Origin of the sequence: Paenibacillus sp. FSL R7-0204 (assembly GCF_038002225.1) — a bacterium.
Classification (GTDB): domain Bacteria; phylum Bacillota; class Bacilli; order Paenibacillales; family Paenibacillaceae; genus Paenibacillus_AQ.
Genome location: NZ_JBBOCA010000001.1, coordinates 7,227,765 through 7,245,567 on the forward strand (window position 1 = coordinate 7,227,765; position 17,803 = coordinate 7,245,567).

Sequence of the window (17,803 nt, forward strand, 5' to 3'; positions counted from 1 at the left end):
TAACCCTGTTCAGGCACGCGAATCTATCATAGCATTTCAACAACTGGACAGCAATTGGCAAATCCCGCTGCCAGCCGGTTCATTTCCCGTCGGCTGCTCCCTGCTCACGCAGCTTGCCCGCGGCCTGCTCCAGCATGTCGCGCACTGTACTGTCCTCTTCGCTCTCCAGCGCCTGCTCAACAGCCGCAAGCGCTTCTTCACCGCCGATGCGGCTGAGCGCCCAAGCTGAGGTTCCGCGCATTTCCGGCCGGGGCTCCTTCAGCAGCAGCTCCGTCAGCTTCGGCACCGCCGAAGCCTCCTTGAAATTGCCCAGCGCAATGACCGCATTACGCTGCATCGGCTTCTTGCCGCGCCAAGCCGCCGAGCTGCTGCCGAACTTCTCCTTGAACTCCCGGTTGCTGAGGTCCAGAATCGGCAGCAGCAGCGGCTTGACCACCTCAGGATCAGGCAGAAGCTGCGGGCGGTGGTTCCAGTTCTTGCCCCGGTTATGCGGACAGACAATCTGGCAGGTGTCACAGCCATACAGCCGGTTGCCGATCTTGGTCATATAGTGATCGCTCAGGAAGCCCTTCGTCTGGGTCAGAAAGGAGATACAGGCCTGGGCATTAAGCTGGCCCGGTCCTACCAGCGCGCCGGTAGGACAGGCGTCGATGCATTTGGTGCAGTCACCGCAGCCTTCCTGCACAGGCTGGTCGGGAGGCAGCGGGAGATTCGTCACCATCTCCCCCAGATAGATCCATGATCCCCACTTGGGGGAGATGATCGAGCAGTTCTTCCCGCTGAAGCCGATCCCCGCCCGCTCTGCCACAGCCCGGTCTACAAGCGCCCCGGTATCCACCATGCTCTCCAGCACAGCATCCGGGACACGCTCACGGATGAATCCCTCCAGCTTCGCCAGCGCTTCACGGAGCACATGATGGTAATCCTGGCCCCAGGAGGCGCGGGCCAGAATACCTCTGCGCGCACCCGGCTCGGATTTGGGCGGGTTCTCCATTTTGGAGGGATAGGCCACCGCAATGGCAATGATGGAGAGCGGCTGCTCCCCGGACTGCAGGGCCGGAACCGTCCGCTTGTCCAGATCAGGCTCCTCGAACCCGGATTCATATCCGTTGTCCCGATGCTCCTGGAGAATGTTCTTCAAATATAAAAACGGCTCCGCAGTGGTGAACCCGATATCATCGATACCGAGCGCCGCTGCGGCCGCCTTAATCTCAGCCTTAAGTTCCTCCCATTTGGAAGGAGGCGGAGCGTAACCTTTCTGGATGTTGAGGTGCATATCCGCCTCTCCTTTATAGAATGAATAAGGTAACTCTACAGGGCCTTCATCTTAGAGAAAGGCCACCAGATCAGGGACACCTTACCCACGATACTCTCCCCTGCGACAGCGCCGAAATAACGGCTGTCCTTGCTGGCTCCGGCATGCCGGTTATCCCCCATGACGAAGTAGGTCCCCGCCTGCACGGTCAGGCTGCTGAAATCAGGATCTTCTATAGACGTATCAATATAAGGCTCATTCAGCAGTTTGCCGTTGAGGTAGAGCTGCTGGTTCCGTACTTCAATGATATCGCCGGGAATGCCGATTACCCGCTTGACCAGATATTCCTTGCGGCTGGGTCCCGTACTGGGATCATGAAGGACGACAACCTCCCCGCGGCCCGGATTCCCGAAGCTGAGGGCGATTTTATTAATAATCAGCTTCTCTCCCTGATACAGGGTAGGCTGCATGGATTGGCCGATTACAGTAGACACATTGAACACATAGATATTAAGCAGCGACATCACTGCGAACACAATCCCCGCTGTAATGATCCACTCCCGCATATCCTTGATCCACGTTCTTCCGGACTTCTGTCTGGACTTGTTATGCGTCACTGATCTGTATCTTTGTCTGCGGCTCCGCATGAAATCTTCTTCAAGCTCCCGGTTCATAGGCCACCTACTTGCTTCGATTGGGTTATCCGTTCCTTAACAATAGAAAAGCATATCTCCCGCCCATTTGCAATGGACATAGGGAAGATATGCTTTAGTATAATGAAACAGACTATGCAGGAATACCCAAATGCTTGAAGTACCCGCCCTGCAACAGTTCTCTACTCTGACAATTGATTCCGCTTACAGCAGCGGTTCAGCAGCGGTTACCCGACAATGCTCAGCTTACGCACGGATTTGAAGATGTGGTTCTCGTCATAACCCATGGCTTCATAGAGAGGCATTGCAAAAGAATTGTGTTCATCGACGGCAACATAAATGCCGCTGACCTTCCGCGCCTGAAATCTGCTCTCCATAGCCGTTACAAGACTCTTGCCGACTCCTCTGCGGCGGTAATCAGGATGGACGGCAATGCGGAAATAACAGCCGTGATTCTTCTCAATCGTACCAATCAGCGCACCGATGATTTCTCCTTCATCCTCAGCAACTACAATGAGATCAGAATCCCATGACAATTGCCTGGAGAAAGGCTCGATCGTGCTCTCGAAACATTCTTCCGATAATGCGGTCTGCAGCAATTCAGTCACTGGAGTAACATCGCTTAATTGAAAGGAACGAACGTGCATACTTAAAAGTCTCCCTTTTCTATGGCTTATGATTTTACAAAAAGAAGGGGTTTCCATAACAGTATAAAGTGGAAAAAAGCATCAAAAACCGAGGAATACCTGCTTTTGTCTCTATTAAAGCACACTTTTCTCGCGTTATCATCATTTTTCTTTTGAAAGCGCTTGATATGAAGCGTTTACATGCAATATAGTTTCATATTTAACATGTATTAGGAGATTACGTAGTCAAAACGTCCCAGTTACTAAGCCTTAATAGTTTAACATAGGCTTAACACTTTCTGTGTACGGAGGATAAGAAAATACTTTTTAAACATTTTTGTTTATTTAATGTTGCATTATTGTTCCAGATGCGTTTTAATAATAGTATCTCAACGGATATATACCAAAACCAACATATAATCAGGAGGGATTTTTCCATGGCTTTTCAATTACCGGCACTTCCGTACCCGAACAACGCACTTGAACCACACATCGACGCATTGACGATGGAGATTCATCATGACAGGCACCATAACACTTATGTGACGAACCTGAACGCCGCACTGGAAAAGGCACCCGAACTGCAAAACAAGAGCATCGATGAGCTTCTGACCGACCTGAACGCTGTACCTGAAGCGATCCGCACAGCGGTCCGCAATAACGGCGGTGGACATGCCAACCACACCCTATTCTGGGAAGTGATTGGACCGAACGGCGGCGGCGCACCTGCGGGCGCACTGGCTGCTGCCATTGACAGCGAGCTGGGCGGCTTCGATAAATTCAAGGAAGACTTCGCTACTGCGGCTACTACACGCTTCGGCAGCGGCTGGGCTTGGCTCGTTGTGAAAGACGGCAAGCTTGCTGTAACCAGCACACCGAACCAGGACAACCCGATCAGCGAAGGCGCAACTCCAATCCTCGGCCTCGATGTATGGGAGCATGCCTACTACCTGAACTACCAGAACAAACGTCCTGACTACATCAAAGCGTTCTGGAACGTAGTGAACTGGGAAGAAGTCGGCAAGCGTTACGAAAGCGCGAAATAAGCATCTGCTTTCAGCATGATGCTCTAAGCAAACAGGTTCACCTCTGCCGTAATGGCAAGGGTGAACCTGTTTTTATTTAAAATATAAGAATTTATATGTTCCACACGATAACTTATCCTTCTATTTCTCGCTGAAACGGTACCGTCCTTTAAAAGGACGGCAATGCCGTTTCCACTTGCCACGCTAAGCCAGGCCTGAGATCATTGCATGAACTTGGCGTTCAGAGCGTCGTACTCACGCCGGGTGACCGGAATTACCGTTCCATGACGGGGGCTGGCCGGCAGCTCATAATTAGAGGATACCGTCCACTTGCCGGAATCCAGATCTTCCGTCTCCAGCGGGATGTACCCTCTCCCTCCGAATTCATCCACAAACAGATACCACTTCTTCTCCGTATTGGATTTGAACAGGGTTGGCCCTTCAATGCCCTTCAGTCCGCCGACACTCCCGCTTAGCAGCTTCACCGCAGGGGCGAATACCGAATCCAGGGACTCCTGGAACACCATTTTGCCAAAAGGGGATTCCGGGCCTTGCTCGCGCTCATCCTTAGTAAATCTGTAGATCTTCCCGTTATACGCCGCCATAGTGGTATCAATGATCGAATGCCCATAGTCCATATAGACCTGCGGCTCTGTGAACGCGCGGAAATCGCGAGTCTTGCTGTACATGATTGTCTGGTAGGCGTCCCCGGTGTGAGTGGTATCGGCGTACATCCGCGAGGCCCAGAATACGATATATTCCCTGCTCTCCTGGTCATAGATCACCTCAGGTGCCCAGGTATTCCCCGCTTCCTCAGGTGATACCCGGGCTTCCCAAGGCTCCGACCAGTCCACGAGATTATCTGACTCCCACACGATAATCGCCCGGCTGCCCTGTGTCTGGGCTGCGCCCCAATCCCAGTTGCCGTTGATCTTCAGATCGGTGGCGATGAGATAGAACCGGTCCCCTTCAGGTGAACGGATGATGAACGGGTCCCTGACCCCCTTGTTGCCCAAGCTGGACCTAAGCACAGGCTTCCCGCCATTCAGCTCCTTCCAATGCAGCGGGTCGTTACCTTCGCTGAGGGCGAAGTATACCTGCTCGCCATCTTCGGCCCCTTCGCCTGTGAAATAGCTGAACAGATAGCCCGCATAGTCTCCCGCAGCCGGAGCTTCCTGTGCAGCCTGAGTCTGGGCAACTTCACCCGGCAAACCAGCCTCCTCCTCTAGCTCCGGCCCGCCTGCCACCAGGGTCACCACCGACTTGGCCGGGATAACGGCCTGGAATACCTGCTCCCCATCTGCTGTCCCATCAGCAGCTGCATCAACGGCCACATCCTCGCCGCGCGCCAGATCCAGCTGCGCATTGGTTACATAGGAACGCAAGGCAGATGGCTTAAGTCCCAGTCCGCTCAGGGTGAGCTGCACCCGCTTCTCCTCCAGGCTGTCATTTACCAGCACCGCCGTCATGCTCTGCTCCTCCTCGTGCACGTAAGCCGAGCCGAGCAGCTCGCTTCCGGCTTCCTGGCTCAGACCGGAGAGTGCAATCCGCACCGCTCCGGGGCGGATGAACTTGCTGTAGTTGCCGAGCGACCACAGGATCTTCGAGGTCAGTATGTTCTGCTCATCCCCAGGCTGAGTGTAATCGGTGTACACCAAGCCGTCCTTGTAATCTACCTTGGACACTGCGGTCCACCACTGCCATGCGGCTGCACCCGCCTCGGTCAGATCAAAGTGGATGGTGCGCGCCACCTGTAACGCCGGCTCCATTCCCAGATCCCGCCCCGGGCCATAATCGCCCATAATGCAGTATTCGGTAACCCAGTACTTGGCCTCAGGATCATATTGCTTCAGATTACCGTCCAGCAGCTGTCTTAGCTTAACCAGGCGGTCATCGCCGGAATGGCTGTAATCGGACCAGTAGGAATGCGAGGCGATCTTATTGCCTACCGCTTCCTTGAGCACAGGATCACCCAGCAGGTCCTTAATATATTCTCGGTATTTTCCCAGCCCCAGGCTGTTAGCCCCGCTGGAATAGACGCCGCTGCCCGTGAATTCCCGGTAGTGCTCATCATCCAGCAGAGAGGTAATCTCTACCCCGTCCGGGGCGCTGATCTGCGCTTCCAGCCCGCTGGCGCGGAGCTGGGCATGCAGCTCCAGAATCACCCGCTTCAGGTCGTCATTATTGTACCGGCCGGCTTCCTGCTGCGCATGATTCCAGTCCCAGGTCGGCTCGTTAACGGGGCTGATGTAATCGAACTCCAGCCCTTCCTGCTTGAAATGCTCCAGCACATCAATCAGGAAGGAGGCGAAGGCAGCTTCAGAACCTTCCTTCAAATTACTGGACCCTACCTCTGGATCAGGCTGGGCATGACCGTTCCTGGTCATCCAGACCGGCGGGCTGTTGACGAAGGCAATCAGGGATTCGACTCCGCGCTCCTTAGCCGCCCGCAGGAACCACTGCTGGCCTGCCTGCCTGCTCCAGTCGTACGGCGCTTCCTCCGTTATTTTGAAGGCTTCCGTTCTTCGCCACGGATCTGGAATGATCGCCTGATCGGTCTCTACCGAGCCTGCGCCTATATTGAAGCGCCAGGCCGACAGCCCGATTCCTTCGGTACGTGAGAACAGCAAATCTGCCACCTTGTTCTTATTCTCTTCGGTCCACTCCTTCCCCAGGGGGTCCATGGACCAGGCGTCGGATGCGCCAAAGTTATCGATAGTCTGATAGCGGACATTGCCGTCTATCGTCACTGCCGCATCCGGCGGTTTCTGGTGCTGCACAGGGGTTTCCTCCTCTTTCCTATTACTGAACAGAATTACAACAACAACACACACTAGAACAACGCCGATAACCGCCGTAACTGCCAGCCGCTTCATGCTCCTATCCTCCTCCTAACCAACCAGACCGGACCGCTCCACACTCTCAACGAAATGCCGCTGAACGAATACATAGAGAATAATTAGCGGCAGAATCGCCATCAGCACACTCGTATTCATCATCATGGACATGAAGAACGGGTCCTGAACCAGCGAATTCGCCGCCTGGCCGCCGCCGGTCATATAGGTAGCAATGCCGTAGCCCGCCGATGACATCATCGATGACATGACCTTCGGTTCGTTCAGATACATATTGGTGAAGAATGAATCATTCCACTGCCACACGAAGGAGAACAGCATCACCGTTACCATCGACGGAATGGCATTGGGCAGAATCACCCGCGCGAAGGTGGTGAAATAGCCTGCTCCGTCCACATAGGCCGCTTCCTCAATCTCCCGTGGAATGCCCTTGAAGAATTGGCGGAAAATATAGACATACAGCCCTGTCTTAACACCCATCCCGAGCATCGAAGAAATAATAAACGGCCAATACGTATTGATCAGATTCGCCGGTTTTCCCGTGAACAGCTCAATCAGTCCAAACAGGTCAAAGTTCTTGAAATGCAGGTACAGCGGGATCATGATCGTCTGGGACGGGACAAGAATCGTAAAGATTACTGCGGCGAACAGCAGCCCGCTCCCCTTGAACTTAATCCGGGCAAAGCCGTAACCGGCCAGCACACAGATGATCGTCTGAAGCACCATGACCGCTGAGGACAACAGCAGGGTGTTCCGCAGAACTGCCGGATAGTTCATCGCGGTGAAGACCAGCCTGAAGTTCTCCAGGGTGAAGGCCTGCGGGACCCAGATCACGGTGGAATCATACAAATCGTCCATACTCTTGAACGCAATCGACAGCTTCAGCAGGATCGGGTACAGGATGACGAACGAGATACCGAAGACCAGCACAAAGCGGGCGATTACCCACAACCATTTTTTCAAAAATTCCACCCAATAGGCGGCCGAGGCCAGCCTGTGCAGCTGCTCTTTCCTGGATCGGTGCGGCATTGCTGCGGTCTCTGTCTTCATGAATGCTCCTCCTTCCTAACCGCTAGTCTTGATAAAAGACCTTACGTGAGATCAGCGCCGTCGTTATCCACAACAGCAGTGCAATGATAGCAAAATACATCCAGGACATGGCTGCGCTCAGCCCGAAATTGAAGCTCTTGAACGCTGTATCCACCACCATGCGGCTGGTTTGGTCGCTGATGAAGCTGTCGATGATGGTGTAGACCAGATTGGTCAGAATCAGCGGGCCGATCATCGGAAACGTAATTTTCCAGAACGCCTCATAGCCTGTGGAGCCTTCAATCTTCGCCGCCTCATACAGGGAAGGTGAGATCGATTGCAGCCCCGCTAAAAAGATCAGGATCTGCACGCCCGATTGGCTGACAATCTCATAGATCCGGCTCACCGCTCCAGTCAGATACTGCACCACGGTAGGGCTGAGGCCGGATTCGATCAGCAGCGTGGTCAGCTCCAGATTCTTGATCACCGACAGGCCTCCGCCCGTGGAATCACTGGCGCTGCGCACCACAGACTGCATCAGGTCCCCGTTCTCAATACTGGCTATAATGCCCGAGGCCAGAATGACCGGCAGGAAGAAGATGGCCCGGGCCAGCACTCTGCCATGGAATTTCTGATTGAGCAGCACGGCGAAAAACAGGCTGAAAATCAGAATAAGCGGGGTGTTCAGCACGATATTCATCACGGATTCCGTTAATGTCCGGACGTAGGATTCATGGGAGAACAGCGCCTCCCTGAAGTTCGCGAGTCCGATATACTTCAGCGTGAAGCCCTCATCATTGACCTGCAGGTTACTAAGGCTGAACCGCAGGGAAGAGAGCAGCGGCGTCAGGAACAGGAAGCAGAAGCCCGCGAACCAGGGAAGAATGAAGTACAGGCCGTAATATCTGTTTTTTTGCTCCAGGGACAGCTTCTTAAGCTTCATTATTGCTGCTCACCTCCTACCCGGTAATTCCGTCCGTCTATGGTTACTCCGCCCACACTCACCGGCACACGGTTATAATTCACTGTAATCGTGGTTCCTGCTTCATAAGTCGTCTGATAGACACCTTCCGCCAGCTTCTTATGCTCTCTGATCGTCTGGGACTGAACACTCTTCAGCACTTGGCTCAAAGCCTGATACTGCCCGGCTGCCTGGTCAATCCAACTGCGGTAATCGGCGGAGTAGAGGCTGCCAAAGCCGGTCATTTTAATCGCGGAAGGATCAGCATAGAACCAGGTGTAATACGGGGCGCTCCCGGTCTCCAGCGCCTTGAGCAGACTGAGCGATGCATCCTGATCGTCAGCCATATTCCAGGCGGTTCCGGCATACTGCAGATAACCGTGGTACACCATCTGGAAGAAGGGGATGCTCTCATCCGTAATATTGAACCCGCTGCTCTGCATGGGCGCAGCCACGATATGACGGGCGAAGGGAGCCGCGTACGCATTGCCGCCTTCCACCATCAGGCGGGGCACCGAGCTGCTCATACGCTCCAGCTGCTCCTTGACGATTCCTTCGGCCCGCTGGCGGTCCACCAGCTCCTCCGCATTGAAATCGGAATTCAGCCCGCTGCCGAGATCCCGCAGGGACAAGCCGTCCACTCCAAGCTCTGCATAATCCCCGAGGAAGCCGTCTACCACACCCGGCAGTACCCGGGGGCTGACGACATAACCGGAGGGCTCCTTCACATCCAGCTTCAGCATGGAGAAATCGAAGGGATACGTATGCGCCAGCTTGCCCGTAATCAGCCGGGAGGCCTGTGATTTGCGTAAGCCCTTGGCTTCCGGGAAGGTCTGCAGGAACGAAGCATCGGGATACAGTGTAACCCCCTTATCCTGTGCGTAGGCCTGCAGCTCCTTGAGCCCTCCGGTCCCGCCAAGCTTGCTGTCCACAGATACGCCCTTCGGGTAATTATGGTTGATGCCGCCGTTGAACCATCCGGTATACCGCAGTTGAATATCCCCGATCCCCTTCTCCTGCATCTGCTCCAGGATGATCTTGGCCTCCTTGAAGGAGGTAAGCGGCTCATAAGCGCTGTAAGGAATGCCCAGGAAGAATTTCTTCTTCGGAATGCCGCCGATCAATTCCAGGTAAAAGGGAACGTCCTCTGTCCCGTCCAGCCTTGCCATCCCGGTATGTTCAATTAAGTACTCCCGGTAATGCGCGGCCATACCTGAATAGCTGGCTTCCTCCTGATCAAGGAAGCTGTACGCTACAGTGATATCCCCAGAGAAGATACCCGCCTGAAATTGCTTCACCGTACTGGAACGCCAGCCGTTGGTCAGCGTAACTTCCTCCAGACTGCCCAGCGTATAGCTGGAGAAGACATTGTTATACTGATTCAGCCGTCCGCTGACGTCTGCCTCCACGGCTGCAACCGCATCTCCGCTCTCGATCACCGCCAGGAAGCCGCGGTCCCGATACTTCATCCCGAATACAGGCAGCCGTGCGGTCTCCTCCTTCTGCACTTGCCCCAGCTGGGTCAGCGCAGCATCCGGCCCGTACATCGCGGTACGGTAAGGGGTAGCATAGAGCTTGTTATTATTGAAGTGTATCAGTGACCCGGAGCCGTCCGGCACCAGGCTGTAGCCTTCATCCTTTGTCCCGCTCGCTCCAAAAAACGGAAGCAGCGACAACGTCTGAATGTGCATATTGTCCGGATACCGGACCTTATCGCCCGGGATGCTTACCCGCAGCTGCTTCCCGTCCAGCCGGTATTCCAGGGGAAGCGTCACCAGGGCGGCTCCGTCCTCCTCTTCACCATAGGCCGCCTTATCGATGGCAATTTGTTCCTCATCATAGCCGATCTGCCCGAACAGGGAGGTTACCTTTTTCAGCCCCACTCCCTTGAAGGAGGTATCTCTTCGTTCATACCGCTTGCTCGATTCATCGTACCTGAACCGCTTCTCAATCTCCTTCTTGTCGCTGTCCTTCTCAAGGCGGCCGATAATCAGGGTACGGAAGCGTTCTTCACTGATGTATTTGGGAATTCCGTCGATATTGCTCTTGACCTCCCCCAGCGTGTACACGATATTCAGGCTGTCGCCCGATTCCTCGATAGTGAACTGGCTACTCTGCACACTGTGGGTGTAGTTATCGTAGTTCATCAGATTGCCCTTGCTGTCATAATAGGTCAGCTCTACCTGCACATTCAGCTTGGATTTGTTATATCCGGTGGCGACAGCATCCTGTTCGCGGTCCTGCGGATTCGAATACCAGAGCGCTCCGCTCTGCTTATCCTTAACGGCAATCTCCGTAGTCGTCTGATTCAGATACAGGGTCAAATACTCGTTGTCCAGGGCCGCCTTCATATCTGCGGATAGCTCCGGCGATTTCGGGGTGTCCTGCACGCTCTGCGCTGAGGATTGTACCGCTTCTTCGGATGGTATTGCTGCTTCAGACTGAACCGCCGATTCCGCTTCAGGTGCAGATTCCGCAAAGTCCGCGTACGGTAGGACGGCCGCACCGCTGAGCATAAGCACAATAGCAATGATGGTTAGCTTCTTCTTCAAAACCTGGCTCCTCCTTTCTTATCCGCGAAGTGAAAGCTCCTGGTAGACGGTGTAGACAAAACTGACAATTTGCTGGATCAGATTGAAGAACAGCAGGCCCAGGAAGATGATGATGCCCACCACGGCCAGCGTCAGCAGCATGGTTGTAATTGTTTTAAGCACCGTGTATTGATGAACCGTCATGGTTCCGATGAACAAGAGCCAGACGAACCAGAGCGTGGCCAGGGCATCCAGCAAATGATAGAAGGAAGCCTCCCGCAGTGTAATCACGTTGCTGAGCAGGATATTGGGAATGTTGATCAGAATCAGCGGAAGCAGGGCGTAGCCTGTCGTAATGACGATCTCCGTGAACTTTCCTTCCCCGTCCATCAGCGTCGTAAGGGACCAGTTCGCCAGGCACCAGAGCAGGAACGGGAAAATAATATACTTGAGCTCATTGATGCTGTTCAGTGCAAGCGGGTGATTATAGTTGACCACATAGCCTACATATTGGCGCTTCACAATCATGGTCAGGGTAAGGAATATAAGAATGCCCAGTGCCATGCGCAGCTTGCCCTTATTCTCGTATTTCAGATCCCAGAATCCGTCGAAGGGGTGCAGAGCTACATGCAGTGAATATTTAATGTCCTTAAGAAACGGCATCCTGAACCCTCCCTTCCTTTCTCGGCCGCTTCACCAGGCGGACGATTACGTAGCCTCCCAGCAGCACGGCTATCATTCCGGTCATATAAATGCTGAAGTGATCGCGCATATACTCCCTGCGGTATTTCCCCAGTGCCTTGGAGTAATATTCGCGGTCATTGCCCAGCTTCAGATAGGTCATAGCCTGCTTGTATTCGCCTTGGCGGAGCAGCGATTTGCCGATACCGACATACGCCATCTCATAGTTGGCATCCAACTTCAGCACCTCCCGCCACAGCTTCGCGGCTTCATCATGCTTGCCGGAGCTGTACAGGGTGTTTGCTTCATTGACCATGCTGCCAAACTGAGTCACTGTGAACTCGGTAATTCTCCCCAGATCACGGTCCAGCACATAGAGCACATTCTCATAGCTCTCTACCGCCGCCGGATTCTTGAATGTGCCGAGCTGGCTACCCAATTGGCCGATAACATACAGCAGCTTGCCGTCCTCATTGTAGGTGAACACCCGCCCGCGCGTGGCGTCCAGTGCCCGGTAGACCCCGTTTCCGGTCACATCAATGTCAATGAACGCGGAGCGGTCCCGGCTCAGATCGCCGATGGGCGGGATCTCTTTGCTGACCCGCAGGACATCGATGCCGGAAGGATTCAGTCTTTTCACCGGAGAAAAGGTCTTCTTATCCACCGTAGTGGTATAGATGAAGCCGTCCTCATCGACATCCACATTATTGAATTCCAGCGGAATGAACTGCACCATCTTCTCGCGCTGCTCCTTGGTCGATACCGACTTCCAGAACAGATCTACAGGATCAAACTGCACCTTGTTCGTGCCCATGAAGCCTGTGAACTGCCCGTCGCTGTCGAACTCGATCAGCCCTTCATAGACCCCTCTGCCAACCACATAGATGCGGCCTGCCTTATCAACAATCACTTTTCGCGGAAAATACTCAAAACCCGCTCCAATGATATCCGCCTTCGGCGCTCCGATCTCCCGCACGAAGGTCCCTGTGCCGTCCAGCTCGACCAGCCGTCTGTTCTCCGTATCCGCCACGTAGATCCGGCCGGCGTCCGTCACGAAGAGTCCTTCCGGGTTATTGAAGCTGTCCTTCTTCTCCCCGTTCCGGAAGCCTTCGATGACACGGAGTGTGTTCCACTCCTTATCCAGCACCACAATCCGCCCGTTCCCGGAATCGAGCACATAGAGCAGCCCCTCCGCCGAGACGAACAGGTCCCCCGGAGCATTCCAGGCTCCCGTCCCTGCCTCTAGCCCGCTAATGGCCCGCGAAGGAAGATAAGCAATCGGCGACTGAACCGCCTCGCCCCAGTAGGAGTAGGTATACCCTTCATACGGCGCTGCCCCGGCCGGCCTAGGACACAGGCTCACAAGCAGCAGCACGGATACAAGCACCAGTATCGATGACTTTATTCTCAACCCTAACGCCTCCATCGCTTCAGTCCTTCATGCCGGACGAAGCCATCGTCTGAATCACATTGCTCTGTGACAGAATGAACGTCACAATCGGCACGGTCATCATAATCACCGCTACCGCGGCCCCGACTCCTGCTCGGGCGATCCCGCCCTGAATAATCTGGCCCATCGCATAATGCAGCGTTTTGAGCTGCTCACTATAGATGAAGCTGCCGCCGTCCGTGCCCCATAGCATCTGCATCATCAAGATGAGCAGCGTCAGCCAGGCCGGCTTCACCAGCGGCATGACGACCTGCCAGAAGATGCGGTATTCACTTGCCCCATCAATCTTCGCCGCCTCCAGCAGCGCATCCGGGATCTGCTCCATGAACTGCTTCATTAGATAGAGTCCCAGCGGATAGGCAAAGGCAGGAACGATAACCGCCTGGTAGGTGTCCATCCAGCCCAGAGCGGACATTATCATATAGTTCGGTATCGCGGTAACATGCGGCGAGAACATCAGCGACAGGACAACCACGGTGAACAGCACCTTAGAGCCGCGGAATTTATGCTTTGCCAGCGGGTAAGCCGCCGCCGAAGCCAGCAGGATATGCCCGGCTGTACCGGCGGCGGTAATGAATACGGTGTTAAATATATATCTGGAGAACGGCACCCAGGAATTCTTCATCACCTGAAACAGATTGGCAAAGTTCTCCAGCGTTGCATTGCGTACAAACAGCGTAGGCGGGAAAATAAACAGCTCATCCAGGGGCTTGAACGCATTGTTAATGACATAAATTAACGGAATCGCCATGAATGATCCGAATCCGGCCAGGGCCAGGAACAGCAGGGCGTCGACCTGCCAGGAACGGTTTACTTTTTTGTTCAGACGTATCGCCAGCTTCATCCCGCTTATTCACCTACCCTCTTCAGCAGCTTTTGGACAATCAGATTGCTGCCCAGCATCATCACGAACAGCACGGTGGCAATCGCCGAGGCATAGCCCATCTCGAAGCGGATCGTACCGTAATCCACCAGGTGGGTTACGATTGTATGCGCCCCGTACTGCACACTCGGGAAGCCAGCCAGCGCCATAGCCACATCGGCAACTGCCAGCGACGCAGTGATCTGAATGACCGCGCCGAACATCAGCTGCGGGCGCATGGAAGGCAGCGTAATGAACCACAGCTCCTGCCAGCGGTTTTTGACACCATCCACCGCCCCTGCTTCATACAGCGTCTTGTCAACGGTCTGCAGTCCGGCGATGAAGGCCAGGAAGCTGGTCCCCAGACTTAGCCAGAGCTGTACCAGCATGATGATCCCCAGCATATACTTGGGGTCCTGCAGCCATTGGATCGGCTCATAAATTACGCCAAGCTGCATGAGAAGTCCGTTGATGATCCCGTAGGAGTCACTGGAGAAGATAATCTGCCAGATGAAGAATACATTCCCCGAGATGGACGGCGCAAAAAAGATCAGGGTCATAAACGCCCGCAGCTTGGGATTCAGCTCATTGATCAGCCAGGCAAACAGAAAACAGGCGATATAGCTGACCGGTCCCGTAACCACTGAGAAAATCAGCGTATTTTTGACCCCGATCAGGAATACATCATCGTTCCAGAGCAGCTTGGAATAATTCTCCCAGCCGATCCAGCGCGGCATCTCCAGCATGTTGAAGTGCGTGAAGCTGAAGATGATCGAAATCACTACCGGTAGTACGGTAAACAACAGAAACAGCACCATGTATGGCGCCAGCAGTATATACAGGTGCTTATCCCGCCGCACATCCTTGCCGAACAATGCCCAGTAATTACGCAGCCCGGAAGGGGACAGCCGGGGCTGAATCAAGGGTTCGGCCGTATTTTTCACTTTCTGCACAAGAGTCCCTCCCTATTCCCTTCGTTTCAAATCGAACTCTGCTCTCTTCTGATCAATCTCATAGTCGATCTCCTGCACATAATCGTACAGAGCATCGGCGGTGTTCGTTCCATTGTTGATGACCTCACGCAGAGCATTGTCCAGATGGCGGCCTGTGAAGTAACCGCCCGGCACCTCAGGCACACCCTGCACCCATTGCCACTGCTCCTCCAGATGGCGGTAATCGCTTGTCGGCCACGGCAGCTCCTTAAGCGCTTCAACGTTGGCGGTCGGATACCGCGCAGCCGCGCCCATGAGGCCCTCCATCTCCCGGCCGAAGCGGACCTGCGAATCCTTGTCTACCCACCACTTCATGAATTCCCAGGCGGCATCCTTGTTCTTAGCCTGCTTCAGCATCAGTGCGGCGGTGCCCCCGCTGGCAACATCCCTGCGGATACTCCCGTCCGGCTGCTTCGTCCCCGGAACCGGAATGAATTCCCATAGCCCCTTAATCTCCGGCGCAGATACGCTCAGATAGTTATAGAAGGTATAGTCCTGAATGCCGACCGGCATCTCGCCGGTGCGGAACCGCATCGGGAAGTCGAAGATCAGCGGCAGCTTGTAGCTGGTATAGAAATTGGTCCAGTTTTTGAAGGCAGCCAGCCCGGTCTCTGTATCGAGTCCGCTCTTCGCTCCGTTATTCAGATAAAATGATCCGCCCATCTGATAGAGCAGCATGGCATAGGCGCGGTTGACCTCCAGCACCGGCACACCTGTCGTCTGCGCGAGCGGCAGCGCCATATCCATCCGGTGCTTCTGCAGCACCGGAATCATTGCATATACCTCATCCCACGTCTGCGGCGGCTCAAGATTCAGCTCCTGCAGAATATCCTTGCGGTAGAAGAGCATGTTGAAGATCTGCTGCTCCGGCAGGGCAAAGACCTGATTCTCGAACCGGTACGGCACGAGCGCACTGTCTCTGAACTGCTTCACCACTTCCTCATAGCCGGGGTACTTCGACAGATCCTCTGCCGCTTTGCGCATCCCGAAGTTCACCGGCATATCATTGCCGACCTGCATCGCCACATCCGGGCCTTCCCCGGCCAGCGAGGCGCGCAGCAGCACATTCGGACTCACCAGCTTCAGATTGACAGAGGTGCCGGTGAGCGGGGTAAATGTATCATCAATCATTGCCTTCAGCACCTGCGCCTGGTCGCGGCCGGTTCCGATCCATACATCAATGGTCTCGCCGTTCTCCGTGGTATTGCCAATCGTGTTGTAATCCTCGAAGAACGAATGGGTGAAGGACGACACCTCATGCACAAGCTTCCTGAACCCGGAAGCATTCGCCTTCGGCAGCTTCACATCCGGCGAAGACAGCAGCAGATAATCAATCTCCAGCGGCTGCTCCCGTACCTCCAGAATCCAGGAGCCTACGCTGCCGACATTGATTTTGAACTGCGACAGCCGCTTCTGCACCGTTTCCGGCTTGTCGGCCATGTCCGCCAGCTGATAGGCAGTTTTATTCAAGGTTGCGGTTTTATCACTCTTTTCCCCTGTAAGCCGGACCAGCTCTTCCGATACGCCATATAGAATCTGGCTCTGCTCACGGAAGACCGCCGTCATATCCGGGATTTGCTCCTCCAGCCTGTAATCGCGGTACGGATCTGGCACATTGCCTGTAATCATCAGGATTTTCCGGTACATCGCATTAATGTCCAGCACACTGGCCTCCACCTGGCGCAAGAGCGGTGCAATGGCCCCGAGGCTGACCTCCAGCTGCAATTCGTGTTTTCCTTTGCTTAAATAGAATAAATAAGGCTCCTCATCGTTCCCCAGCCGGTTCATCTGCCAATCCGAATCATAGTAGAACGGAATCTGCAGCATTTCCCGGAACGGAATCTCTCCGTCAATCCGCAGGGAGCGTGTGGAATATATCCCTCTTAACAGCTCCTGCCGGCCTTTGATGGTGATGTTGTACAGACCGTCATCCGGCGCTTCTACTTCCCAGGTGATCCATTGTCCCGGTACCCGCCAGTTGTTGCCGCCAATCGTGTTCATTCTGATCTTGGACACATCATACGGCTCTGTTGAAGGGCTTGAGCGGTCTGTGATCGGATACAAGGTCGGGGAGGATTTGTAAACAGCGTCTTCCCCCTGCACCTTAACCGTGTGGCCGCTGGTGGGTTTGTACCCCTTAGCTTCGTAGCTCTGCTTCACCTCTGCGTAGGCAGCGGGTGCATCGTAGCTGTGCAGCTTAATATAGTCGATGACCATCGGCTCTCTGCTGGACACCATCGTCAAGGTGTGCGTTCCGGCCGACAGATAGAATTGGTACGGCTCCTCATAGTAGCCTTCCGTATCTCTCAGCAGGGTCTCCTGCCAGGCCGGGGCCTCAATCTGGCGCGGCCGGAGATCATTGTCCCGGTTATCCTGCTGGATCTCCGGATTCTCATTGACCCAGATCCGCCCGAAGGACAGATTGCGGGCGCTGGTGAACGGCAGCTTGCCGTCGATCAGCAGCTCACGTTCAATCGCCGAGCTTTTGCCCTTCACCGGATAATACCGGACAGAGATGTGGTATAGCCCGGACTTCGGCACATCCAGCTGCCACCCGATGGAGCCGCTCTCCTCCGTTCTGACGTATCTTCCCGTCTCCCCGCCAAGCTCCGTTAGCACCTCCGGACTCATCCCCTCGGCCCCGGTATAATCGGCCCCCTTCAGCATAATTTCTTCGCGGGGCTGCTCCTCGCCCTCGTATTGCTGCAGATAATGCTCATAGCTGCCCTCAGGCAGCAGCTGCACCTCCTGCCCGTTTCCCGTCACACCTTGGGCCTGGGCAGCAGGCAGCTCTGCACTTGCCGCAGGCAGCGCCATCATGGAGATCAGCATGACGGTTACAAGTGTCCGGTTCATCTTCCGCCGGGATAATGATCTTCTCAC

The 17,803-nt window shown here is 54.6% G+C and carries 12 protein-coding genes and 1 pseudogene; 1 reads left to right on the forward strand and 12 read right to left on the reverse strand.

The features are described 5' to 3' along the window. Positions 1-88: 88 nt before the first annotated feature. From queG to MKX42_RS31315, 3 genes and pseudogenes are all read right to left on the reverse strand, one after another. A pseudogene (queG, locus tag MKX42_RS31305) lies at positions 89-1,276 on the reverse strand (tRNA epoxyqueuosine(34) reductase QueG); the annotation flags it as partial. A gap of 35 nt (positions 1,277-1,311) precedes the next feature. After that, positions 1,312-1,929 (reverse strand): signal peptidase I, encoded by a 618-nt coding sequence (gene lepB / locus MKX42_RS31310; RefSeq protein ID WP_340757293.1) that lies wholly within the window; start codon positions 1,927-1,929, stop codon positions 1,312-1,314. A 206-nt stretch (positions 1,930-2,135) separates the two neighbouring features. After that, the gene (locus tag MKX42_RS31315) at positions 2,136-2,555 is read right to left on the reverse strand and encodes a GNAT family N-acetyltransferase (protein ID WP_036723776.1); all 420 of its coding nucleotides are present in this window, start codon (positions 2,553-2,555) and stop codon (positions 2,136-2,138) included. Between the two features lie 416 nt (positions 2,556-2,971). Between MKX42_RS31315 and MKX42_RS31320 the strand changes: the two genes are divergently transcribed. Next, positions 2,972-3,580, forward strand: a complete 609-nt coding sequence (locus MKX42_RS31320; protein WP_340757296.1) for a superoxide dismutase — start codon at positions 2,972-2,974, stop codon at positions 3,578-3,580. A gap of 200 nt (positions 3,581-3,780) precedes the next feature. Here the strand turns inward: MKX42_RS31320 and MKX42_RS31325 are convergent, their stop codons facing one another. The 9 genes from MKX42_RS31325 to MKX42_RS31365 form a co-directional block, all read right to left on the reverse strand. After that, on the reverse strand, positions 3,781-6,435 hold the full coding sequence (locus tag MKX42_RS31325; RefSeq protein WP_340757298.1) for a glycoside hydrolase: 2,655 nt from the start codon (positions 6,433-6,435) through the stop codon (positions 3,781-3,783). Positions 6,436-6,450: 15 nt separating this feature from the next. Then, positions 6,451-7,464 (reverse strand): carbohydrate ABC transporter permease, encoded by a 1,014-nt coding sequence (locus MKX42_RS31330; protein ID WP_340757300.1) that lies wholly within the window; start codon positions 7,462-7,464, stop codon positions 6,451-6,453. Positions 7,465-7,486: 22 nt separating this feature from the next. Continuing rightward, positions 7,487-8,386, reverse strand: coding sequence for a carbohydrate ABC transporter permease (locus tag MKX42_RS31335; protein ID WP_076085557.1), 900 nt, complete (start codon positions 8,384-8,386; stop codon positions 7,487-7,489). Then, on the reverse strand, positions 8,386-10,956 hold the full coding sequence (locus MKX42_RS31340) for a DUF5696 domain-containing protein (RefSeq protein ID WP_340757303.1): 2,571 nt from the start codon (positions 10,954-10,956) through the stop codon (positions 8,386-8,388). Before MKX42_RS31340 ends, MKX42_RS31335 begins: the two co-directional genes overlap by 1 nt. Positions 10,957-10,974: 18 nt before the next feature. Next, positions 10,975-11,598 carry a Yip1 family protein gene (locus MKX42_RS31345; RefSeq protein WP_340757304.1) on the reverse strand — a complete coding sequence of 208 codons (624 nt, stop codon included), beginning with the start codon at positions 11,596-11,598 and terminating at the stop codon, positions 10,975-10,977. Next, positions 11,585-13,027 (reverse strand): tetratricopeptide repeat protein, encoded by a 1,443-nt coding sequence (locus MKX42_RS31350; protein ID WP_340757307.1) that lies wholly within the window; start codon positions 13,025-13,027, stop codon positions 11,585-11,587. Before MKX42_RS31350 ends, MKX42_RS31345 begins: the two co-directional genes overlap by 14 nt. Positions 13,028-13,046: 19 nt before the next feature. Beyond that, positions 13,047-13,910 (reverse strand): carbohydrate ABC transporter permease, encoded by an 864-nt coding sequence (locus MKX42_RS31355; protein ID WP_036700030.1) that lies wholly within the window; start codon positions 13,908-13,910, stop codon positions 13,047-13,049. A gap of 5 nt (positions 13,911-13,915) precedes the next feature. Continuing rightward, entirely contained in the window at positions 13,916-14,821 is a 906-nt protein-coding gene (locus tag MKX42_RS31360) for a carbohydrate ABC transporter permease (protein ID WP_445669400.1), read from the reverse strand. Between the two features lie 72 nt (positions 14,822-14,893). After that, complete coding sequence (locus MKX42_RS31365; protein ID WP_445669401.1) at positions 14,894-17,752, reverse strand: extracellular solute-binding protein; 2,859 nt, start codon at positions 17,750-17,752, stop codon at positions 14,894-14,896. Between the last annotated feature and the right edge of the window lie 51 nt (positions 17,753-17,803).

Coding starts and splice junctions, on each gene's coding strand:
- lepB (WP_340757293.1), bottom strand. CDS start 1,929: ATGAACCGGGAGCTTGAAGAAGATTTCATGCGGAGCCGCAGACAAAGA.
- MKX42_RS31315 (WP_036723776.1), bottom strand. CDS start 2,555: ATGCACGTTCGTTCCTTTCAATTAAGCGATGTTACTCCAGTGACTGAA.
- MKX42_RS31320 (WP_340757296.1), top strand. CDS start 2,972: ATGGCTTTTCAATTACCGGCACTTCCGTACCCGAACAACGCACTTGAA.
- MKX42_RS31325 (WP_340757298.1), bottom strand. CDS start 6,435: ATGAAGCGGCTGGCAGTTACGGCGGTTATCGGCGTTGTTCTAGTGTGT.
- MKX42_RS31330 (WP_340757300.1), bottom strand. CDS start 7,464: ATGAAGACAGAGACCGCAGCAATGCCGCACCGATCCAGGAAAGAGCAG.
- MKX42_RS31335 (WP_076085557.1), bottom strand. CDS start 8,386: ATGAAGCTTAAGAAGCTGTCCCTGGAGCAAAAAAACAGATATTACGGC.
- MKX42_RS31345 (WP_340757304.1), bottom strand. CDS start 11,598: ATGCCGTTTCTTAAGGACATTAAATATTCACTGCATGTAGCTCTGCAC.
- MKX42_RS31355 (WP_036700030.1), bottom strand. CDS start 13,910: ATGAAGCTGGCGATACGTCTGAACAAAAAAGTAAACCGTTCCTGGCAG.
- MKX42_RS31365 (WP_445669401.1), bottom strand. CDS start 17,752: ATGCTGATCTCCATGATGGCGCTGCCTGCGGCAAGTGCAGAGCTGCCT.